The organism is Pseudolabrys taiwanensis, from assembly GCF_003367395.1.
Taxonomy (GTDB): Bacteria; Pseudomonadota; Alphaproteobacteria; order Rhizobiales; family Xanthobacteraceae; genus Pseudolabrys; species Pseudolabrys taiwanensis.
This window is the reverse complement of the sequence record NZ_CP031417.1, coordinates 4,083,793-4,105,569: the sequence shown is the minus strand read 5'-3', so window position 1 is coordinate 4,105,569 and position 21,777 is coordinate 4,083,793. Positions and strand designations below refer to the sequence as shown.

Annotated in this window: 19 protein-coding genes and 1 tRNA gene; 11 read left to right on the top strand and 9 right to left on the bottom strand. The window is 65.7% G+C overall.

Annotation, left to right across the window (positions count from 1 at the left end):
• Positions 1–8 precede the first annotated feature (8 nt).
• A complete protein-coding gene (gene cpaB / locus DW352_RS19460; protein ID WP_245434189.1) occupies positions 9–848 on the bottom strand; it encodes a Flp pilus assembly protein CpaB in 840 nt (279 codons plus the stop codon).
• 392 nt (positions 849–1,240) lie between these two features.
• Between cpaB and DW352_RS19455 the strand changes: the two genes are divergently transcribed.
• The 7 genes from DW352_RS19455 (at position 1,241) to pcaB (ending at position 8,248) form a co-directional block, all read left to right on the top strand.
• Positions 1,241–1,903, top strand: a complete 663-nt coding sequence (locus tag DW352_RS19455; RefSeq protein WP_115692883.1) for a carboxymuconolactone decarboxylase family protein — start codon at positions 1,241–1,243, stop codon at positions 1,901–1,903.
• Complete coding sequence (locus DW352_RS19450; RefSeq protein WP_245434188.1) at positions 1,900–2,724, top strand: ABC transporter ATP-binding protein; 825 nt, start codon at positions 1,900–1,902, stop codon at positions 2,722–2,724. Before DW352_RS19455 ends, DW352_RS19450 begins: the two co-directional genes overlap by 4 nt.
• A 32-nt stretch (positions 2,725–2,756) precedes the next feature.
• Positions 2,757–3,761 (top strand): ABC transporter substrate-binding protein, encoded by a 1,005-nt coding sequence (locus DW352_RS19445; RefSeq protein WP_115692882.1) that lies wholly within the window; start codon positions 2,757–2,759, stop codon positions 3,759–3,761.
• Positions 3,762–3,946: 185 nt separating this feature from the next.
• Complete coding sequence (locus DW352_RS19440) at positions 3,947–4,702, top strand: ABC transporter permease (RefSeq protein WP_115692881.1); 756 nt, start codon at positions 3,947–3,949, stop codon at positions 4,700–4,702.
• Complete coding sequence (locus tag DW352_RS19435; protein WP_115692880.1) at positions 4,699–5,532, top strand: ABC transporter permease; 834 nt, start codon at positions 4,699–4,701, stop codon at positions 5,530–5,532. Before DW352_RS19440 ends, DW352_RS19435 begins: the two co-directional genes overlap by 4 nt.
• A gap of 117 nt (positions 5,533–5,649) precedes the next feature.
• Positions 5,650–6,711, top strand: a complete 1,062-nt coding sequence (locus DW352_RS19430) for an alpha/beta hydrolase family protein (RefSeq protein ID WP_115692879.1) — start codon at positions 5,650–5,652, stop codon at positions 6,709–6,711.
• Between the two features lie 184 nt (positions 6,712–6,895).
• On the top strand, positions 6,896–8,248 hold the full coding sequence (pcaB, locus tag DW352_RS19425; RefSeq protein WP_115692878.1) for a 3-carboxy-cis,cis-muconate cycloisomerase: 1,353 nt from the start codon (positions 6,896–6,898) through the stop codon (positions 8,246–8,248).
• 65 nt (positions 8,249–8,313) lie between these two features.
• On the opposite strand, the gene DW352_RS19420 is transcribed toward pcaB, so the two are convergent.
• The 8 genes from DW352_RS19420 to hemC all read right to left on the bottom strand — a co-directional run bounded on the left by DW352_RS19420 (position 8,314) and on the right by hemC (position 16,588).
• Entirely contained in the window at positions 8,314–9,624 is a 1,311-nt protein-coding gene (locus tag DW352_RS19420) for an MFS transporter (protein ID WP_115692877.1), read from the bottom strand.
• Between the two features lie 360 nt (positions 9,625–9,984).
• On the bottom strand, positions 9,985–10,698 hold the full coding sequence (locus DW352_RS19415; RefSeq protein WP_115692876.1) for a hypothetical protein: 714 nt from the start codon (positions 10,696–10,698) through the stop codon (positions 9,985–9,987).
• 144 nt (positions 10,699–10,842) lie between these two features.
• Positions 10,843–11,604, bottom strand: a complete 762-nt coding sequence (locus DW352_RS19410; protein ID WP_115692875.1) for a P-loop NTPase family protein — start codon at positions 11,602–11,604, stop codon at positions 10,843–10,845.
• Positions 11,605–11,814: 210 nt separating this feature from the next.
• Positions 11,815–11,889: transfer RNA gene (locus DW352_RS19405), tRNA-Thr, on the bottom strand.
• A 73-nt stretch (positions 11,890–11,962) separates the two neighbouring features.
• The gene (locus DW352_RS27505; protein ID WP_115692874.1) at positions 11,963–13,516 is read right to left on the bottom strand and encodes a heme biosynthesis protein HemY; all 1,554 of its coding nucleotides are present in this window, start codon (positions 13,514–13,516) and stop codon (positions 11,963–11,965) included.
• A 7-nt stretch (positions 13,517–13,523) separates the two neighbouring features.
• Positions 13,524–14,807, bottom strand: a complete 1,284-nt coding sequence (locus DW352_RS19395) for a COG4223 family protein (protein WP_115692873.1) — start codon at positions 14,805–14,807, stop codon at positions 13,524–13,526.
• Positions 14,808–14,889: 82 nt separating this feature from the next.
• On the bottom strand, positions 14,890–15,549 hold the full coding sequence (locus DW352_RS19390; protein WP_162827066.1) for a uroporphyrinogen-III synthase: 660 nt from the start codon (positions 15,547–15,549) through the stop codon (positions 14,890–14,892).
• Positions 15,550–15,652: 103 nt separating this feature from the next.
• Positions 15,653–16,588, bottom strand: a complete 936-nt coding sequence (gene hemC, locus DW352_RS19385; protein ID WP_115692871.1) for a hydroxymethylbilane synthase — start codon at positions 16,586–16,588, stop codon at positions 15,653–15,655.
• A 92-nt stretch (positions 16,589–16,680) separates the two neighbouring features.
• Here hemC and tsaD point away from each other — a divergent pair, with 92 nt between their 5' ends.
• The 4 genes from tsaD (at position 16,681) to acs (ending at position 21,540) form a co-directional block, all read left to right on the top strand.
• Positions 16,681–17,754 carry a tRNA (adenosine(37)-N6)-threonylcarbamoyltransferase complex transferase subunit TsaD gene (gene tsaD / locus DW352_RS19380; RefSeq protein WP_115692870.1) on the top strand — a complete coding sequence of 358 codons (1,074 nt, stop codon included), beginning with the start codon at positions 16,681–16,683 and terminating at the stop codon, positions 17,752–17,754.
• Positions 17,751–18,743 (top strand): NAD(P)H-dependent glycerol-3-phosphate dehydrogenase, encoded by a 993-nt coding sequence (locus DW352_RS19375; RefSeq protein WP_115692869.1) that lies wholly within the window; start codon positions 17,751–17,753, stop codon positions 18,741–18,743. The genes tsaD and DW352_RS19375 overlap by 4 nt, the downstream gene beginning before the upstream one ends.
• 122 nt (positions 18,744–18,865) lie before the next feature.
• Entirely contained in the window at positions 18,866–19,282 is a 417-nt protein-coding gene (locus DW352_RS19370) for an EVE domain-containing protein (protein WP_115692868.1), read from the top strand.
• A gap of 296 nt (positions 19,283–19,578) precedes the next feature.
• Positions 19,579–21,540 (top strand): acetate--CoA ligase, encoded by a 1,962-nt coding sequence (gene acs / locus DW352_RS19365; RefSeq protein ID WP_115692867.1) that lies wholly within the window; start codon positions 19,579–19,581, stop codon positions 21,538–21,540.
• Positions 21,541–21,777 lie beyond the last annotated feature (237 nt).

The window sequence follows — 21,777 nt, the reverse complement described above, 5'->3', positions numbered from 1 at the left end:
CGGCGGCCTCAGTAGGCCGCCTGTCTGCCTTCGAGCTCGCTCACCGCTTCCTCGGTCGGAACGGTGTATTGCTGCTTGGCGCCGGCGCGCGTCACCGACACCGTGGCCGTCGGCCCACGCGAACCGCCGTTACCGAGATCCTTGAGCGTGACCTTCGTCGTCTTCATCTCGGTGGTTTCGCCGGCCTTGCGCAGCAGCAGCGAGAGGCTGCCGACCGACGAGGCAAGCCACAGCTTTTGCGCGTTCAAGGTCGTGACCTCGAGCGTCACCGACTTCGCCACCGTCGCCTTGGCGGCGCGCTCATCGGCGACCTGATCGATGGCGAGGACGCGCGTGTTCTGCAGCACCACCTCGGTCGTCGCGTCGCCTTTGTCGATGGTGCGCGTCAGCGCGACATCGACATGGTCGCCCGGCAGCACAAAGCCGCCGACGCCTTCGACGTCGTTGACGCGGATGGTGACGGCCTTCATTCCCGGCTTGACCAGCGCCGAGAGCGTGGCGCGCTGCCCGGCACCGGTGACCTTGAGCGCCAGCACCGGTTCGTGCGGCTCGATCGCGGCGAGCACCACCCGGCGGCCGCCGCCGAGCAACGAATTGATGGTGTTGAAGGCGCCGGCCGGCACCGCGTCCGCCGGCCACGGCACTTCCTGCAGCATCGCCGCGCTGAGTTCGGTACCGAAGCGCAGCGACTGCTTGGCGACGACGATGGTTTGCGTCGCCAATTGCTTTTCCGGCTCGCGCTTCACCTGCATCTTCGCCTGGTTGCTAAGCCAGATTTGAGCGACGAACACGGCAAGCAGGCCGAAGACGACCGCAAAGCCGATCATGACGATTGTGCTGGCACGCACTTGAGTTGTTCCGTTTGCCGCGACCGATGAGTTCTTGTTGGTTCTTTCGGCGACGACCCTAGGTTCCCGAACAGTATGAAATTACTAAACGGCGTTAGGCACCTCGCTCTATCGCTTACGGCCGGTGTGCCGGATGCCTCCAACTTGAATCGAAGCGCGCGCGTCCGTTAGCGACGTCAATTTGCACTTGATGAAAATTTTAAGAGCTGGCGCGTCTGCGCGCGCACAAAATGCGGGCAGTTCTGGCGACGTTGTTGCGAGCTCATGAAAGAACGGCACGGCGATGGTTACCGGCGTTGCCCAAGGCGGCCGGTTACGGCAACATAGTCCCATAACAAAATGGTCGCATCGGCAACGATGCGCCGCGAAAGCTGTAAGGGAGGAATGCGGCGATGTCGAAACCTCGCATCAGCTACGTCGACCCTGCGTCGGTCACCGATCCCGCAATGGTCGCCGAATTCGAGCGTTGCGCCCGCGAGGGCACGCCTCGACCCGAAAGTCAGGCGGTCCGCGCCCACGTCCCCGCCACGTTCTGGTCCTTCGCCAATACCTGGCGCGACGTATTCAAGAACGGCGTTGCCGATCACAACATCAAGGAGCTCTGCCGCATTTACGTGTCGCGCTCGGTCCTGTGCGAGTTCTGCGGCAATCAGCGTTCGATCAAGGCCGCCAAGGCGGGCCTCAAGGAAGACGACTATTCCGACCTGATCAATTTCGAGTCGTCCTCGCGGTACGACGAGCGGCAGAAGGCCGCGCTCGCTTATGCCGAAGCGATCACCTGGGATCTGCCGGCCGGCGATACGCTCTGGGAGCGTCTGCACAAGCACTTCAGCGAGCCCGAACTGGTCGAGATCGGCTACTTCGTCGCCATCACCATGGGTCAGCAGCGCTGGCTGCGCACGCTGAACATCGAGCATCACCAAATACTCGCCGGCCAGGACGGCTCGATGGCGCCCGGCTTTGAAACGATCGACGCTTTGCAACAATCGAAGCAGTCGCCGGACTACTGGGCGAAATCGACCCCTAAACCCACAGCAACACAGGCGGCAGAGTGAGCATCCAGGAAGCGACCCTTACCACCGCGCGGCCGCCCGACGCGGATGTTTCACGCATTCGCGTCCGCGGCTTGGGCAAACGCTATGGCGCGCTCGAAGTCTTCCGCAACATCGACTTCGACGTCGGCGCCCGTGAGATCGTCGCCATCGTCGGCCCTTCCGGCTGCGGCAAGACCACCTTGCTCCGCTGCATCGACGGCTTGCTGCCACACGATGCCGGCGAGATCTGGGTCGGCGATCAGCGCGTCACGGAGCCGATCGCCGGCGTCGCCATGGTGTTCCAGCATTTCGGCCTGTTCCCGTGGAAGACCGTCTACGAGAACGTCGCCTATGGCCTGCGCATGGCCGGCGCGCCGAAAGCCGAGATCGAGCGCAAGGTGCCGGAGTTCGTCAAGCTCGTCGGACTGGCCGGCTTCGAGAAGGCGTTTCCCTATCAGATGTCCGGCGGCATGCAGCAGCGCTGCGGCCTCGCGCGCGCGCTCGCCGTCGAGCCCAACGTGCTGCTCATGGACGAACCCTTCGCGGCCGTCGATGCGCAGACGCGCGAGATATTGCAGTTCGAGCTCGTGCGCATCTGGGAAGAGCGGCCGACGGCCATGATCTTCGTCACGCATTCGATCGAGGAGGCCGTGCTGCTCGGCCATCGCGTCATCGTGCTCAAGGGCCGCCCGTCCTCGATCCACGAGACCATCACCATCGATCTGCCGAGCCCGCGCACGCGCGACACTTTGCGTCACCCGCGCTTCGCCGAATTGCGTGAGCGCGTGTGGAACACGTTGATGCGGGAGGCGCGGGAAGCCGAGTTCGTGCTCGAACGCTGACAATCAAAACAACACGACCAGGGAGGATTCAAATGATCCGCAGACAATTCACGGCGCTCGCGGGCGGCGCGCTCGTCGCCGCGTTGATGATGGGGGCGGCGCCCGCCCTCGCGCAGGGCAAGAAAGTCACTGTCGCGGTGCCCGGCATTCCGCCGATCTTCTCCGCCACCATCGCCTATGTCGCCGAGAAGCAGGGCTTCTACAAAAAGTACGGCGCCGACGTGGAGCTGAAGCAGTTCGATAACGGCACCGCCGCCGCGCGGGCCGTGGTCGCCGGCGACATCGACTTGGCTTGGTCGCCGACGCCGCCTGTCATCAGCCAGGTGTCGAACGCCGACGTGCCGCTGGTCGCCATCTACGGCATGCCCAACCCCGATTGGGTGGTGGGCACCACCGAGACCGGCAAATCGTGCAAGGATCTCGCCGGTCAGGATGTCGGCGTCGACTCCATTGGCGGCGCGCGCTCGGTCGCTCTTCGCTCGATGCTCACCGGCTGTCCTGGCGTGAAGATCGAGGACATGAAGCAAGTTGCTCTCGGCTCGACCTCGGGCCCGGCGCTCATCGCCGGCCGCCTGAAATACGCCGTGCTGCATCTTGACGATCTCGCCGCCATCGACGCGCAAGGCAAGAAATTGAACATCCTCGTGGCGATGAAAAACACAAACCCGACCAGCCACTATCTCACTTTGGTGGTGCGCAAGGACAATCTCGCCAAAAATCGCGACGCCATCGTTCGCACCGTCGCCGCCATGGTCGATGCGGCGCGCTTCATGCAGGACCCGAAGAACGCCGATGCGGTCGCGGAGGCGGCGCAGGTCACCGGCCACAACAAGGCCGTGGCGAAGGAGGCGCTCAAGGAATTCCTCGCCATCGACTTCTGGGCGGCCAAGGACGACGGCCTGCCGCGCGACAAGATCACAGCCGTCTCTCAACTGATGAAGAAGATCGGCGCGGTCAAGGAAGGCAAGGAGCCGGTCTCTTACGAGAACTTCGTCGACGCCAGCGTCTGGAAGGACGCGAATGCGATGGTGAAATAGGAGCGCGTCGGCAAGCACGGCCTATCTCCGTCACCCTGAGGTGGCCGCGCGACGCGCGGCCCTCGAAGGGCGACGGCCACCAAGCCGGCTTGCCATGGCCGTTCATCCTTCGAGGCGCGCCGATGGCGCGCACCTCAGGATGACGGAGATGGGCTGTCGCTAGCTGCTAATGTGGAATGACATAAGTGCCCTACACCTACCTCCGCCGCCATCTGCCCTTCTGGATCAGCATCCTGATCGGCATCGCCATCTGGGAGATCGCCGGCCGTTCGACCAGCCAGGCGTTCATGGTGCCGTTCTCGGAAACCATCGTCACGCTGTGGCAGCTCATCAAGAGCGGTGAGTTCGGACGCCAGCTTTTGGAATCGGCCAAGCTGTTCGTCACCGGTTTCGTCCTGGCGCTTGCCGTCGGCATGCCGCTCGGGCTGCTGCTGGCGCGCGTGCGGTTCCTGCGCATCGGCGTCGAGCCCTACATCATGGCGCTCTACGCGACACCGATGGTGGCGCTGATCCCGTTCATCTTGTCGCTGATGGGCTTCGGCTTCGCGCCCAAGGTGCTGGTCGTCTTTCTCTTTGCCGTCTTTCCGGTGCTCTACAACACCGTGGAAGGCGCGCGCAGCATCAAGCCGGAACTGATCGAGGTGGCGAAGTCGTTCCGCTCCAGCGAATGGGCGCTGTGGCGCGAGGTGATGCTGCCTTACACCTTGCCCTACACCATGACCGGCGTGCGGCAATCGATCGGCCGCGCGCTGGTGGGCATGATCGCGGCCGAGTTCTTCCTGTCGTCGACCGGCCTCGGCCAGCTCATCATGACGGCATCGCAGAACTTCGATACCGGCGGCGTGTTCGCCTCCATCTTCGTCATCGGCTTGATCGGCGTCGGTCTCATGCGGCTCGGCCTGAAGATCGAGCAGCACTTCGTGCGTTGGAGGCAGGGATGAGCGAGACCGCCCTCACCGCCGTGGCGACCTCGGCCCCCGCGCCCGCAACGGCCGAGCGCAAGCGCTCGCGCTTTTCCGATCTGGTCCTGCCGCGGCTCGTCGTCGGCGCCATTATCCTGCTCCTGTGGGAAGGCGTGGTGCGGCTGTGGGCGCCGGCCTATGTCGCCAAGCCGAGCACCGTCGCGCTCGTCATCCCGAAGGTGATCGTCGATCCCGCCTTCCTCACCGCGACCGGCATCACACTGTCGGCCGTGGCGCAGGGTCTCGCGGTCGCGCTGGTCCTCGGCACCATCATCGGCCTGCTGATGGGGCGCAGCCCGGCGCTCGAGCGCGCCATCCGCCATTACGTCAACGGCTTCTACGCCATCCCGATGATCGTCGTGCTGCCGCTGTTCTCGCTGTGGTTCGGCTATTCCGGCGCGACGCGCATCGCCATCATCATCTTCGCCGCGATCTTCTCCATCATCATCAACGTCGCCGACGGCGCCCGCGCCGTGCCGCGCGAATATCTCGAAGTGTCGCGCTCCTTCCGGTCGAACCGGGTCAACGTGCTGTTCGGCATCGTGCTGCCCTCGTCGATGCCGTATCTGCTCGCCGGCATCAGGCTCGCCGCCGGCCGCGCGCTGATCGGTGCCGTGGTGGCCGAGTTCTTCATCTCGGCCGGCGGCCTCGGCTATTACATCCTCTACAATTCCCGCACCTATCATCACAACGAAGCCTTCGTCGGCGTGCTGCTGCTCGGCGCGTTCGGCGTCGGCTTCGAAGTGCTGGTCGGCTGGGTCACCCGCCGCTTCCTGCCCTGGTACCGCCGCGACGAAAAGGCGGGCTGATCGTGCTTTCAACGCCGCATCCCTCTCCGCTCATTGCCGCGTAAGCGGGAATCCAGCGCTGGCTCCCCGCGGTCGCGGGGACGAACCGATAACGAGACCCTTCAAAGGAAACGTCGCATGTCCACCGACCCGCAGCTTCAGGCCGCGATCGCGCATTGGGGCCCGCGCTTTGTCGCCAATGGCGTGGTGCTCACCGACTTCGAGGAACTGACCGCCGCGATGTCGTCCTACGACGACTGGTGCCGTATCTGGTCGGAGCGCGCCGCGCATCACGAGCAGCTCGGCCGCGAGGCGATGGCGCGCGGCCACGCGCTCACCGCCGGCGAGTGCCTGCAACGCGCGGGCGTCTACTATCACTTTGCCTCGTTCCTGTTCACGCGCGACCAGGCGCAGATGAAAGCCGCGCATGCCAAAGCCGTCGCCTGCCGGCAGGCGGCGTTGCCGCACCTGAAGCCGCCGGGCGAGCGCGTCGCGATTCCCTATCAGGGCAAGACGCTCGCCGGCATCCTGCGCAAGCCGGCCAGCATCGAGAAGCCGCCGGTCGTCGTGATGGCGGTCGGCCTCGATTCGACCAAGGAAGAAGGCGACGCCTACGAAGCGCCGTTCCTCGCACGCGGCGTGGCAACGCTGATGTTCGACGGCCCGGGCCAGGGCGAAGGGCAGTACGACTTCGCCATCCGCGGCGATTACGAGGTGCCGGTGAAGGCCGTCATCGATTACATCGAGACGCGCGGCGATCTCGACACGAACCGCATCGGCATGTGGGGCGTGAGCCTGGGCGGCTATTACGCACCGCGCGCCACCGCGTTCGAGAAGCGCATCAAGGCCTGCATCGCGCTCGGCGGCCCGTTCAACTGGGGCGCCAACTGGGACAACCTGCCAGGCCTGACGCGCGAAGCCTTCAGCGACCGCAGCCACGCCAAGAGCGAGGCCGAGGCGCGCAAAAACGCCAACACCTTGTCGCTCGAAGGCATCGCCCAGAACATCACCTGTCCTTTGTTCGTGGTGAACGGCCGCCGCGACCGCATCGTACCGGCGGCCGACGCCGAACGCCTCGCCCGCGAGGCCAAGGGGCCGGTGACATTGATGATGATCGAGGATGGCAACCACATCGCCACCAACCGCGCCTATCGCTGGCGCTCGCAAAGCGCGGATTGGATGAAGGAGCAGTTGGGCTAGGCCCGCGCGCGTCTCGGGCTGAGAGGCCCCGCTCTCGCGGGGCATGCAATACCCCGCAGCTGCCCCGATAGAGCGGCACCGTTTGCGATTGCAGGGCCGCCCGCGTTCGCGGGCGATCCAGTCCGGAAGTTGATTGCCACGCAAGACCCGCTAACGTGCGGCTCCAAGCGTTAAGGAGCTTCCGATGGCCGCCACGATTTTCGATTCGCACGTCTTCCGCGACATCTTCACCACGGAGGCCATGCGCGCCGTGTTCTCGGACGAGAACCGGGTGCAGAAATATCTCGACTTCGAGGCGGCGCTGGCGCGCGCCGAGGCCGGCCTCGGACTGATCCCGAAGGACGCTGCAGCCGAAATCGTCAAGCATTGCGCGGCCGATAAGATCGATATGGCCAAGCTGAAGGAAGCGACCGAGAAGATCGGCGCACCGGTGCTGCCGGTGACCAAGCAGCTCACCGCGCTCTGTGCCGGCAAGCACGGCGAATGGGTGCATTGGGGCGCGACCACGCAGGACGTGACGGACACCGCCACCGTGCTGCAGATCAAGGAAGCCTTGGCGCTTGTGGAAGGCGAGATCGATGCGATCTGCGATGCGCTCGCCGAACTGGCCAAGAAGTACCGCGACACGCCGATGGCCGGCCGCAGCAAGCTGCAACAGGCGGTGCCGGTCACGTTCGGCTACAAGATGGCGACCGTGCTCGCCGCCTTCGCGCGCCACAAGCAAAGACTGAATGAGATGAAGCCGCGCGTCCTGGTCGGCGAGTTCGGCGGCGCCGCCGGCACACTGTCCTCGCTCGGCAACGACGGGCTGAAGGTGCAGGAAGCGCTGATGCGCGAGCTTGGTCTCGGCGCGCCGGATATCACCTGGCACACCGTGCGCGACACCTTCGGCGAAGTCGGCTGCTTCCTCGGCCTGCTGACCGGCACCTGCGGCAAGATCGCGCTCGACGTGAAACTGTTGATGCAGACGGAGGTCGGCGAAGTGTCGGAACCCGCCGGCGAAGGCCGCGGCTCGTCGTCGACGATGCCGCAGAAGCGCAATCCGATCTCGTCCGTCTACATCACGGCGCAAACCGCGATCGTGAAGCAGCTGGTCGCCGCGCTACTCGAAGCGCAGGTCGAGGATCACGAGCGCGGTACCGGGCCGTGGGAGATCGAATGGATCGTGCTGCCGGAGATCTTCATGCTGACGGCCGGCGCACTGAAGCAGACGCGCGTCATTCTCGAAGGCATCGAGGTCAACGCGAAGAAGATGCGCGACAATCTCAACATCACTAACGGCCTGATCATGTCGGAGGCGGTGATGATGGGCCTCGGCCACGCCATGGGACGCGACACCGCGCATCATCTCGTGTCGGACCTGGCCAAGGAAGCCGCGAAAACCGGCAAGCCGTTGATCGACCTGCTCGCGGCCGACAAGGAAATCGCCAAGCACGCCGACCGCAAGAAACTGGAAGCCCTGATGGATCCGGCGAACTATCTCGGGGTCGCCGGCGCGATGGTGGATCGGGTGGTGGCGAAGCGTAAGAAGAAGTAATGGCGCGTTGCGCCTCGCCGCTGTCATGCCCGCGAAAGCGGGCATCCAGTAGCGTCTGCCTCTCGTCAATCTCGAATGTCCGCGGATACTGGATCGCCCGCTTTCGCGGGCGATGACAGCTCCGAGGATGGCTTCGTCTTCCAGATCGCGAAGGCCACGACAAGCGTCGCGGCGCCGAGCCCCAGGAACAGCATCGGCAATGTCGCGCCCAACTTCTGCATGATCGCGACGACGACGGTGGCCGCGGTCATGAACGCCGCGTTGATCACGTTCACCGCGGCCACGTTGCGCGCGCGATAATCGGGATCGGACCACGCCTGCACGGCGGCGAAGGCCGGCACGATGAACAAGCCGCCGGCGATCGCGAGGCCGACAAGATCGACTGCGGTGCGAATGCCCAACCCGGATGAGAACACGACGTCCGGCGACCGCAGCCCGGCGGCCGGCATCGCGCCCCAGGTCGCCAAGCCGATATCGATGGCGAAAACGCCAAGCAGCACGCCGCCGACGACCGTAATGGTGAGCACGATCCGCCCGCGCGCCAGCGTCGCCGCCAGACCGGAGCCGCAGCCCACCGCGACCGAGAACATCGCGAGATAAATGGTGACCGTCGCTTCGTCGCCACCGATCAGCGTCTTGATCAGCGGCGGCAAGAGCGAGAGCACGACGATGCCGGCGAGCCAGAACCAGCTCGTCACCATGGCGCCCCACCACAGCCGCGCGTCGCTGCGCAGATGGCGGATCATGAAGGCCGTCGATGCGGCGATGTTGATATGCACCTTCAGATGCGGCGCGCCCTGTCCGCTCGGGGGAATGAGCAGCGCGGAAATCCAACACGCGAGCGAGAAGCCGATGACCAGCGGCGCAAAGGCGAAAGGTCCGCCGCCATTACGCGCGGCAAGGCCGCCGACGATGGTGCCGAGCAGGATGGCGACGAAGGTCGCGCCTTCGACCAGCGCATTGCCGGCGGGCAGCTTCTCGCGCGGCAGATGATCGGGAAGGATGCCGTATTTCATCGGCCCGAACAGCGAAGCGAGAACGCCGAAGCCGAACAGCGCGGCGAACAGAATGGGCAGCGACTGCGTCGCATAGCCCCACACCGCCAGACCGGCGACGAGCATCTCGACGAATTTGATGACTTGGGCGACGCGCGCCTTGTCGTAACGATCGGCAAGTTCGCCGCCCAATCCCGATAAGAAAAAGTAGGGGGCGATGAAGATGGCGCTGGCGATGGTGATCAACGCTTCCGCGTCCGGATGCTCCCGGAACAGGAGGAGGAAGACCAGCGCGGTCTTCAGAAAATTGTCGTTGAAGGCCGCGAAGAACTGGCACCAGAACAACGGCGCGAAGCGCCTCGATAACAGAAGTGGCGGCATGCGCCTTGATTAAGTCAAAGTTCCAAATCGCGCGAGCGTAAAAATTTGTTCTCATCGGAAATAAAAAAGGGCGGCCCGACGGGCCGCCCAGGTGGTCGCTACCGAATGAGAAACTAAAGCCCTGATTGTTCCCCTTGGGAATCGAGCATGAGGGCGCCAAGGCCCAGGCCGAGCGAGATGCCGACAACGATGCTGAAAAGTGCGATCCACATCATTCAGTCTCCTCTTAGCACCTAATGGAGCGGGGGGAGTCTGGCGGTAAAAACGCCGGCCGATGCGCGCGCGTTCCAACCTCATACAAATGTGAGCGATAGTTGAGTGAGAAAGTTCCTGCCGGAAACGATCGAATTTGAATGAATTTCAGACGCGCAGTGTGATCGACGAGCGCAAATCGGCCAACAGAAGCCTCAGATCGAGTTCGCGGAACTCACGGTAGATCTTGCGTCGCCACAGCTCCAACTGCTCGAGCGCCTCGGGCGGCATGCCCTTCGCACGTGCAACATCGGCGAAAGAGAACGGCGGCATGTCGGTGAACTTGCGTACCTGGGGCGGTAACGCCGGCAGGCGCACGATTTTATCGCCGATGCCGAAGCCGTAGCGATCGCCGTGTTGCGTCGGACCGAAGATCTCGTTGTGCACCGGCACCAGCGCCGCGCCGGGCATGCGGCGGCGCAGGCTGCGGAAGGCTTCGATCGCGGTGCGGTCGGGCGTGATCAGGAACAGCACCGCCGGCACGATGCCGCGCGCGAGCGCCTCTTCGCTGAAGCCGATGTGCTCGGCGACCTCGAAGAACGCCTCGAAGGTTTCGTGGCCGAGATCGACGACACGCGTCACGTCGTCGGGCTTCACCAGCGTGTCGAACAGCGCGATCTGGCCCCGGATATCGGCGATGGCGGAGGCGCGCGTCTGCTTCGGCAGGAACTCGCGCAGCAGGCCTTCGCCTTTGTTGAGGTCGAACGCTTCGACGGTCCGGCCTTCGTGGCGATGAAAATCGGCGGTCGCGCGCGCCAGCAACGTCTTGCCGACTCGCGGCCGCGGCGAGGCGACGATGGTCACGGAGGTGCGGAACGACATCGGTCGCCTATCCAGCAGCGTGTTCCAACCGCACTTCTGGATCCCGGATCGCCGCGTCCGATCCCGGGCTAACCGAGATCGTTTTCGAGACCCCAAGCCGGCGAGCGCCGGCTTGGAATGGCATCCGGAATGACAGAGAAGATGTCAGCCCACGGCCGCCTGACGGACGGCGTTGTCCATCTTCGGCGCCACGAGGTCGATCAGCTTGACGCGGTCGTATTCGCCCCAGACGTTGCCGAGCCAGTGGCGCACGTAGCCGCGCAACACGAACGAGTAGTTCGCCTGTTCGGCCTTCGCGCTCTTGTTCGCAACGAAGGAGACGTAGGGCACGCTCGCCACTTCCACCTGCTCGCAGGCCATCTCGTTGAGCTTCGGAATGACGATCTCCTCGGCGCCTTTGATCTCCTTGAAGTAGGAATCGTAAGTCGCCGGATCCCAATCGAAGAACGAGGTGTTGTTGATGAAGTTCTTCACCAAGTAGTAGTTGGCGTCGCCGACGAACCGCGCGGTTTCCGAGATTTCGTCGAGCGAGGCGATCGATGGCCCAAGGATGTGAAACACCGCGAAGGTGATCTGGCCCTTCTTGGCCGATTCAAGGAAGCCGATGTCGGACAGCGATTGCAGCGTCGCCGACAAGAGCCCGGCGCGCACGTCGATCACCGTCACCTTGGCCGGCGCGGTGCCGAGCGTGTCGAAGATCTTCATCTGGTCCGGCACCGCCGTCACATCCACGACTTCCGTGATGTCGGGATGGAAGCGCTTGAGCGTGCCGCGCGGCGACTCGGTGTCGAAGGCCCGGGTCGGCGTCTGGTGCGCGCCGAAATAGTCGAGCAGGGTGCGGGCAACCGTGGTCTTGCCGACGCCGCCCTTGTCGGCACCGACGAGAATCACTGCGGGTCTGGCCATATGCGGCTCTCTCGAAAGAGGAAACAGCGGGCAATAAAACGCACCCGTGATTCGGAATCATAGCGAGCGCGGAGATTTGAGAAAATGACAAGATGAAGACTGTCACCAACTGATATGGGATGCGCCCACACCTTCGGTGCGCGGATGCCAGTCGAATCGTTTCGTCCGAGAGGCTGGCTTGCCGATCGAGGCGGCATGGGCCGCGAAGATTGGTGCCGACGGAGGGATTTGAACCCCCGACCACCCGCTTACGAAGCGGATGCTCTACCGCTGAGCTACGTCGGCTGAAGCGAGGCCACTACTATCGGCGCGGGCCCGCCTTGGCAAGCAATACGCCGGAGGGATTGAGACCCCGTTACTACAGCCTTTGACGCAGGCGCCAGGCCTCGCCCGAAGTCCCCGGTTCCGTCAGGTCGCCGTCGGCCGCGCCGTCCGGGCCCGGATCGTCCGGCGCGTGGACCAGCGGGATGACGGCTTCGGCCGGCGGAATCTTGGGCTTGGCGGCCTTGGCCTCCGGCGCAGGCGGCGCATCCTTGGGCTGTTCGGCGGCCGGCGGCGCGATCTCCACCGGGGGAGCGGGCGGCGCCGACGCCGGCGCCGGCGCCGGCGCCACCACCTCGATCACGTCGCGGCTGCCCCCAAGCTCCGCCAGCGGCACCCGCCACGCAAAGCCGTCCAACCGGCCGTTCGGCGTCACCGGCAGCCAGCGATCCGACACCACGCCGTCCGCCGTCCAGACGGGATCGCCGGCGGCGCGCATGGCCCGGCCCATCCATTCCCGCACCCGGCCGGTATCTCCGTGCTCCGCTTCCTCGATTTCGGCCATCAACGTCGCCACACGCCGCGTCGGTGCCGACAGATAGGGCGCGAGCGCCTGGCGGGCGGTGGCGAACTCCTTGGCGTCCAGCGCGGCGCGCGCCAGCGCCAGCGCACCCTCGCGCTGACCGGGCACCTTGTCGGCGAGCTTCTGCATCCGGGCCAGGCGCTCGCGCGCAGAATCGCCGAGCCGCAGATCGGCGTAGGCGGCGGCCAGATCGGGATGCGGGCTGATTTCCCAGGCATGTTCGAGTATGCGCCGGGCCTTGCGCTGTTCGCCGGCCTCACTCAGGCGCCGGCCGGCCAGCGCCGCCGCCGGCACCAGATCGGGTGCAAGCTTCACCGCCTCCAGCACGCTTTCGCGTGCCGTGTCGCGCTGCGTATCGCCGAGCGCGATGGCGCGCGCGGTCAGCAGCACCGCGCGCTTGCGGCGGTAGTCCGCCTTGTCCATCGCCGGCTTGGTGGCCTCGAGCGCATCGAGCGCCCCGCTCCAATCCGACACCGCACAGCGATCTTCCAGCACCGCCTGCGTGGCCCAGGTCAGCGCCGGGGCGGCGCGCGCGGCTTCCTCGGCGACACGGCGCGCGGTGACGGCGTCGTGCCGGCGCTGCGCTTCGATGTAGAGCCCGCGCAAACCGAGAAGCTTGGTGTCGTCGCGCCGCGCCATCTCGCGGAAGGCGCGCTCGGCGGCGGCGGCATCGCCGGACAATTGCGCCGCCTGGGCATTGAGCAGCAACGTCAGCGCTTCGTTCGGCGACAGACGCGCGGCATCGTCCGCGGCACGCCGGGCCAGCTTCTGATCGCCGGCACCGATGGCGATGAGGCCGCGCGTGATGGCGCCATGGCCTTTCATCGCGCGGCGATGGCGGAAGAACAGCGACATCTGCTCCGGTGAACGCAGGATCGCGCGCAGGATCGACCAGGCGATCATCAACGCGATGACCAGAACGATAAGCGCGAGCGCCGCGACCAGCAGCGACGTCTCGATGCGATAGCCCATCCAGGTGAGGACGATGTCGCCGGGACGATCGGCGAACCAGACGACGCCGGTGGCAACCAGCGCGACAGCAACGAGGAAGACGACGACACGGATCATGATTGCCTCACCGCGTGCCGAGCGCGCGCATCGTATCGGCGGCCAAATCGCGCGTGCCCGCGAGCGCTGCCTCGCGCGCTTTCGCTTTATCGATGAAGCCCTGCGCGGGCGCGCGCACGGTTTCCGGCAGCTTGCCGAGATCGATGAGCGCGGCGGCGATATCCGCATGCGCGGCCGCGACTTCGAGCCGTGCCAGCACCGCGGACACATCGTCGCCGGCCGGCGCATCGACCGGCGTGATCTTCACGAGCTTGCTGGCATTGGCCTGCAAGCGTTCGAGAAAGCCGCCAGCCGGCGCCTGCGCGCCGGCGAGCTTGGCCATTTGCGGCAATTGTGCACGGAGTTCCTGAGCCAGCGCGGCGGCACTCGGCACGCCCGTCGAAGCGAACGGCGACAACGGCGCGAGATAGCGCTCCGGCGCACCGAGCGACTTGGCCTGCGCCAGTTGGCCGGCGAAGGGAGCGCCGGTGACGACGGCCGTGCGGAGAGCCGACGCGGCAAGCGCGAGGCGCGTCGTCTTTTCGCTGGCGACAGCCTTGTCGATGTCGGCATGCGCCGTCTTCGTCGTCTGCTCGAGCGCGGCCAGACGCTGCGTCAGCGCATCGATCTGCGCCGGCGTGACGGCCGACGATGCATCGCGCGCCACGTCCTGCACGCTACCGCGCAACTGCGTCACCGCCTTCTCCGCGGCGTCGGCCTGCTCACGCGCACGCGCGGCATTGGCCGACGCATCGTCGTTGCGCTGATTCAATGCGGCGAGCGTAACGCCGAGCGACTTCATCGCGTTCTCGGCGGCGGTCAATCGTTCGGCGACGTTCGTGTCACCCGCCGGCGTCGTCTTCAGCGCATCCTCGATTTTGCTGACGCGCTGTGTGACCGCATCGATGGTGCGCGTATCGGCTTGCGCGGCGGGCCGATTGCGCAAGGCATCTATCTGCTGCTGCAGCGCCGCGATCTGCGCGCCGGCATCGTTGCCGACGGTCGCGGACGGCAAGACGCCGCCATACCAAAGCGCGCCGAAGACGGCCGCGGCGATAACGCCGCCGGCAGCACCGGCGCCGATCAAACGCGGCCATGCGGACGGCGCAACAGGGCCCGCGGTTTCAGGCGCGGGCTCGGCATCGGCCGCGGCGGACGCCGGTTCTTCCGGCGGCGGCGCCTCACTGGCGGCAGCGTCGGCAGGCGACGGCTCGGGCGCCGGCGGCGTCATGTCCTTGGCGGTGAGGTCGATGGTCGGCGCCTCGCGCTTGCGGCGGGGCGCACCATCGGACGCCGTCTCATCATCTGCCATGGCGGTCTCCTGGTGCCTGAATCTACCCACCCGCAATCAGGCAATAACGCAAATGGCGCAAGGGCGCCAATGACTTCGCATGTCAGGGACGTGACGGCGCGAGGAGCGCGAGCAGCGATCCCTCGTCCGGATGCGCGGCGATGGCAACTTGGACGGCACCGGCCTTCACCAACGGCGCCGCGGCGGATTCGGCCAGGCAAATATGGCGTGGCTTGAGCGCGGCTTCCATGATGTTCGCGGCTGCGGCGCCAGCGACGTAGTTGTCGGCGCTGCGGCGGGAGTAATGAAGCACCGCATCGATCTCATCGGCGCGCAGCGCTTCGATCAGATCGTCAGGAAAAGGCGCGGTGACGGCGCGGTAGACCACGCGCATCTCGGCTTTGACGCCATGCGCGGCCAGTTCGCCGACGACATCGGCCGCGCGATCTTCACCCGCGAGATAAAGCAACGGCAATGCAGCGCCGCCATGGCGTTGAACGATAAGGCTGACGAGAGCGCGCGCGTCGCCGCCGGCCGACTCCACATCGCCGAAACCGGCTGCCTGCGCCGCTTCCGCGCTGCGGTCGCCCACCGCAAAGAGTTTCAACTTGTACAATGCCGGCGCGGCCGGATTGTCCGCGATCGCTTCCGGCGCATTGGCGCTGGTGATGATAACGGCGCTCCAATCGCCATCGAGCTCGGCGGCGATCGGTTCGACGCGCATCAACGGCGCGACCAGCACCTCGTGTCCCTCGTCACGCAACGCAGTTGCCGTACGTTCGGCGTCGGCTCGAGGGCGGGTTACCGCAACGCGCATCATGTCTCCTTGCGCATGAGCTTCTCCGGAACCGGGTCCGGATCAGACGCTAATCGAAGAAGCCGGGGCCCGCGCGATGCTTGAGCGCGCGCCCGGCATCGGCGCCGATCGCCGCCGCATCTTTGCGATGGCCGGTACCGGTGATGTCATGCGCGGCCGTGCCATCGGGCCGCGCGATCAAGCCGCGAAATTGCACCGTGTCGCCGCTGATCGTCGCGTGACCGGCGATCGGCGTCTTGCACGATCCGTCGAGCACGGCGAGGAAGGCGCGTTCGCAGGCCACCGCCGCCGAGGTGTCGGCGTGATCGATACGCGCCAGGACCTGGCGCGTGCGCGCGTCGTTCTCGCGCGCTTCGATGCCGATGGCGCCCTGCCCGACCGCTGGCAGGAATTCGTCGGCGCTCATCACCGCCGTCGCGTGCTCGGTCAGCCCGAGCCGGCGCAAACCCGCGAGCGCCAGCAACGTCGCATCGACTTCGCCGGCATCGAGCTTGCGCAGCCGCGTCTCGACATTGCCGCGCAGCGGCACGACCTTGAGATCGGGCCGCAGGCGCTTGGCGATCGCCTGACGGCGCAGCGAGGCGGTGCCGAGGGTCGCGCCTTGCGGCAGCAGCGCGAGCGACGGCGCCGTACGGCTGATGAACGCATCGCGCGGATCTTCGCGCTCCAGACACGCGGTCAGCATCAAGCCCGGCTGCGAGAAGGTCGGCATGTCCTTGGTCGAATGCACGGCGACATCGACGCGGCCTTCCAAAAGCGCTTGCTCGATTTCCTTCGTGAAAAGTCCCTTGCCGCCAACCTCGGCCAACGGCCGGTCCTGGATGGCATCGCCCGTCGTCCGGATAACGACGATCTCGATCGCCGTCTCCTCGACCCGCATGGCGGCCGCGAGCCGCGCCGCGACCATGCGCGCCTGTGTCAGGGCGAGCGGGCTGCCGCGTGTGCCGATACGCAGAACGGCTGTGGATTGCGTCAAAGATTGCAACCTGGGACCTCTCGATGTTACGCCACCTTTTAGTGCACCCTCCTCCGAAAGGGGAGAGGCCTGGAATAGACCGGGCCGACATAGAGGATCGAATGCTCGTTCTCGGGATCGAGACGACCTGTGACGAAACCGCCGCGGCGGTCGTGCAGCGCGCCGAAGACGGCCGCGGCACGATTCTGTCCAACGTCATCCTCAGCCAGGTCATGGAGCACGCGAAATTCGGCGGCGTGGTGCCGGAGATCGCCGCGCGCGCGCATGTCGAAGTGCTCGATGCCGTCATCGCGCAGGCGATGGACGAGGCAAACGTCACCTTCGAACAGCTGGACGGCGTCGCTGCTGCCGCCGGCCCGGGCCTGATCGGCGGCGTCATCGTCGGCCTTACCACCGCCAAGTCGATCGCGCTGGTGCGCAACAAGCCTCTGGTCGCCGTCAACCACCTCGAAGCCCATGCGCTGTCGGCGCGGCTCACCGACAACACCGCCTTCCCATATTGCCTTTTCCTCGCGTCCGGCGGTCACACGCAGATCCTCGCCATCCGCGGCGTCGGCGATTACGTGCGGCTCGGCACGACGCAGGACGACGCCATCGGCGAAGCCTTCGACAAGACGGCGAAGCTACTCGGGCTTGGCTATCCCGGCGGGCCGCAGGTCGAGCAGGAAGCGACCAGGGGCAATCCGCGCCGCTTCCCGCTGCCGCGGCCGATGCAGCATCGCAAGGATGCCGACTTCTCGTTCTCGGGCCTGAAGACCGCATTGCGTCTCGAAGCCGAGGCGATCGCTCCGCTGACCGACCAGGACGTGTCGGACCTGTGCGCCTCGTTCCAGCAGGCGGTGGTCGACGTCGTGCAGGACCGCCTGCGCTCCGGCCTGCGCATTTTCCGCGCGCAATATGGCGCACCGACCGCGCTGGTCGCCGCCGGCGGCGTCGCCGCCAACCAGGCCATCCGCAAGGTGCTGCACCGCCTCGCCTTCGAAGTCGGCACCGTCTTGGTCGCCCCGCCGATGGAATTGTGCACCGACAACGGCGCCATGATCGCGTGGGCCGGCGCCGAGCGTCTCGCGCTCGGCATCACCGATCCGCTGGAGGTCGCGCCGCGGGCACGGTGGCCGCTCGACGAGATCGCTTCGGCCAAGGGCCGCACGCAACGCACCGCGGCATATAAATGACCGACAATATCCAACACATTGCCGTGCTCGGCGGTGGCGCCTGGGGCACGGCGCTGGCGCAAACCGCCGCCCGCGCCGGACGTGACGTGGTGTTGTGGGAGCACGACGCGGCCAATGCCGCGCAGCTCGCCGCCAAGCGTGAGAGCGCGTATCTGCCGGGCGTGACGCTCGATGACAAGATCAAGGTCACGCATGCGCTCAAGGACACGACGCAAGCGCAGGCGATCTTGCTCGTCATTCCGGCGCAGGTGCTGCGCTCGGTCGTCGGCGCGCTCGCGCCTTTGATCGCCGATCGCACGCCGCTGGTCGCCTGCGCCAAGGGCATCGAGCACGGCACGCACAAATTCATGACCGAGATCATCGCCGAATGCGCGCCGAAGGCGGTGCCGGCGATCCTCTCCGGCCCGAGCTTCGCCGCCGACGTCGCGCGCGGCCTGCCGACCGCCGTCACCATCGCCGCCACCGATGCCGATATCGCGCACGCGCTGGCGCATGCGATGAATTCCGGCACCTTCCGGCCTTACCATTCGAGCGACGTGCGCGGTGTCGAGCTCGGCGGCGCCACCAAGAACGTGCTCGCCATCGCCGCCGGCATCGTCAATGGCCGCGGCCTCGGCGCGAGCGCGCTCGCCGCGATGACGACGCGCGGCTTTGCCGAGCTGGTGCGCTTCGGCAGAGCCTGCGGCGCCAAGACCGAGACGATGATGGGCCTCTCTGGTCTGGGCGATCTCATTCTTACGTGCGGCACACCGCAGTCGCGCAACTTCTCGTTCGGCGTCGCGCTCGGCAAAGGCGAAACGGCGGCGACCGCAGCGCATGGCAAGCTGGCGGAAGGCGTGTTCACCGCGCCGGTGCTCCTGGAGATGGCGCGCGAGAGGAATATCGAGATGCCGATCTCGGAAGCCGTCGCCGCCGTGATCGCCGGCAAACTGAGCGTCGACGCCGCCATCGAGTCGCTGCTGACGCGCCCGCTGAAGGCGGAGGAGTAGGCTTCCGCCTGTCATGCCCGCGAAGGCGGGCATCCAGTACGCCGCAGCGTTTGCATTCGATTGCAGAACCAGTGATTACTGGATCACCCGCTTGCGCGGTGATGACGTCCGAGGAATTTGCAATGGCCTACTGGCTGATGAAATCCGAGCCCGATGCGTGGTCATGGGACCAGCAGGTCGCCAAAGGCGCCAAGGGCGAAGCTTGGAACGGCGTGCGCAATCACACCGCCAAGCTGAACCTGATGAAGATGAAGAAGGGCGACCGCGCCTTCTTCTATCATTCCAATATCGGCAAGGAGATCGTGGGCGTCCTCGAGATCATCCGCGAGCACTTCCCCGATCCGACCGCGGACGCCGGTTCGCCCTGGGTGGTCGTCCAGGTGAAGGCGCTCGAACCGGTACCCAAGCCGGTGACGCTCGCGGCCATCAAGGCCGAGCCGAAGCTGAAGGACATCGCGCTCTTGAAATACTCCCGCCTGTCCGTGCAGCCGGTAACGCCGGACGAATGGAAACTGCTTTGCAAGATGGGCGGGATGTAGCGCGCGCTTATCCCTCCCCCGCAAGCGGGGGAGGGTGGCGAGCGAAGCGAGCCGGGTGGGGGCAGAGATTAATTGCCACATAACCCCACCCCGATCGCGCTAGCGCGATCGACCCTCCCCTTTCAGGGGAGGGATAAGCAAGCGTCGGCCTTGACCCAAATCAACGCCGCGCCCCCTGCCAAAGTGGGACAACCCGCGCCTTGTAGGGCCTGGGAGCGGCGTCGCATAATGGGCCGAAAGCCTTATATGCGACAAGCGCGGACGGGCCGGCCGTTGCGCGCGCGGGAGGATCAGCGATGTCCGACGACAAGATTTATGACGTTCCGGCCGAGTGGCGCCAGCGCGCCTGGGTGGACGACGCCAAATACCAGGAAATGTATGCGCGTTCGGTGAAAGACCCGGACGGCTTCTGGGCCGAGCAGGCCAAGCGCATCGATTGGATCGAGCCCTTCACCAAGGTGAAGAACACCACCTACGATCCGCACAACGTGTCGATCAAGTGGTTCGAGGACGGCACGCTCAACGCTTGCTACAACTGCATCGATCGTCATCTGCCCGAGCGCGCCGATCAGGTCGCCATCATCTGGGAAGGCGACGATCCGAAAGACAGCAAGAAGATCACCTATCAGGAGCTGCACGACGAGGTCTGCCGGATGGCCGACATCCTGCGCAACCGCAACGTCGAAAAAGGCGACCGGGTGACCATCTATCTGCCGATGATCCCCGAAGCCGTGTACGCGATGCTCGCCTGCGCGCGGCTCGGCGCCGTGCATTCGGTGGTGTTCGGCGGCTTCTCGCCGGAATCGCTGGCCGGCCGCATCGAAGATTGCCAGTCCAAGGTCGTCATCACCGCCGATGAAGGCGTGCGCGGCGGCCGCAAGGTGCCGCTCAAGGCCAATGTCGATGCCGCGATCGCCAAGGTCGGCGGCGTCGACTTCGTCGTCGTGGTGAAGCACACCGGCGGCGCCATCGACATGGATCCGGTGCGTGACGTTTGGTACCACGAAGGCGCGGCCGTCGTGACGTCCGAGTGTCCGTGCGAGGAGATGAACGCGGAGGATCCGCTGTTCATCCTCTACACCTCCGGCTCGACCGGCAAGCCGAAGGGCGTGCTGCACACCACCGGCGGCTATCTCGTCTATGCGTCGATGACGCACCAATACGTGTTCGACTATCACGACGGCGATATCTACTGGTGCACCGCCGACGTCGGCTGGGTCACCGGCCACAGCTACATCGTCTACGGCCCGCTCTCCAACGGCGCCATCACGCTGATGTTCGAAGGCGTGCCGAACTACCCGACCAATTCGCGCTTCTGGGAAGTCTGCGACAAGCACCAGGTCAACATTCTTTACACGGCGCCGACGGCGATCCGCGCGCTGATGCAGGGCGGCAACGACCCGGTGACGAAGACATCACGCAAGTCGCTGCGCCTGTTGGGCTCGGTCGGCGAGCCGATCAACCCGGAAGCCTGGGAATGGTACTACCACGTGGTCGGCGACGATCGTTGCCCGATCGTCGATACCTGGTGGCAGACCGAGACCGGCGGCATCCTCATCACGCCGCTGCCCGGCGCGACCAAACTCAAGCCGGGTTCGGCGACGCGGCCGTTCTTCGGCGTGCAGCCGGAGATCGTCGATGCCGAGGGCAAGGTGCTGGAAGGCGCCACCACGGGCAATCTGTGCATCGCCGATTCCTGGCCGGGGCAGATGCGCACGGTCTATGGCGACCATCAGCGCTTCATCGACACCTACTTCAAGACCTATCCCGGCAAGTATTTCACCGGCGATGGCTGCCGCCGCGATGCCGACGGCTATTACTGGATCACCGGCCGCGTCGATGACGTGATCAATGTCGCCGGCCACCGCATGGGCACCGCGGAAGTCGAGAGCGCGCTGGTCGCGCACACCAAGGTGTCGGAGGCGGCGGTCGTCGGCTATCCGCACGACATCAAGGGCCAGGGCATCTACGCTTACGTCACCTTGATGGCCGGCGAGAAACCGACCGAAGAATTGCGCAAGGAGCTGGTCGCCTGGGTGCGCAAGGAGATCGGTCCGATCGCCTCGCCCGATCTGATCCAGTTCGCGCCTGGTCTGCCGAAAACGCGCTCGGGTAAGATCATGCGCCGCATCCTGCGCAAGATCGCCGAAGACGATTTCGGCAATCTCGGCGACACGACGACGCTTGCCGATCCGGCCGTGGTCGACGACCTCGTCACCAACCGCCAGAACAAGAAGACGGCAAAGGCGGGGGCGTAGTCTTCTCCCGCTTCATCCTGAGAGGCCCGCCGACGCATCAGCGAAGGCGGGCGTCTCGAAGGAGCGTGCGGCCTCCTGCTTCGAAACGGCGCTTCGCGCTGCTCCAGCATGTTACTGTAAGCGGCTGTCACGTTGTTCTTCGACCGCCGCCGGTCGTCCGCGCCGCTGCGTTAACGAAGATCAACCCGTTTTCAGCCCTCATTTACGTTACTTTTCGCTTTCACGGACAGCTAGCGT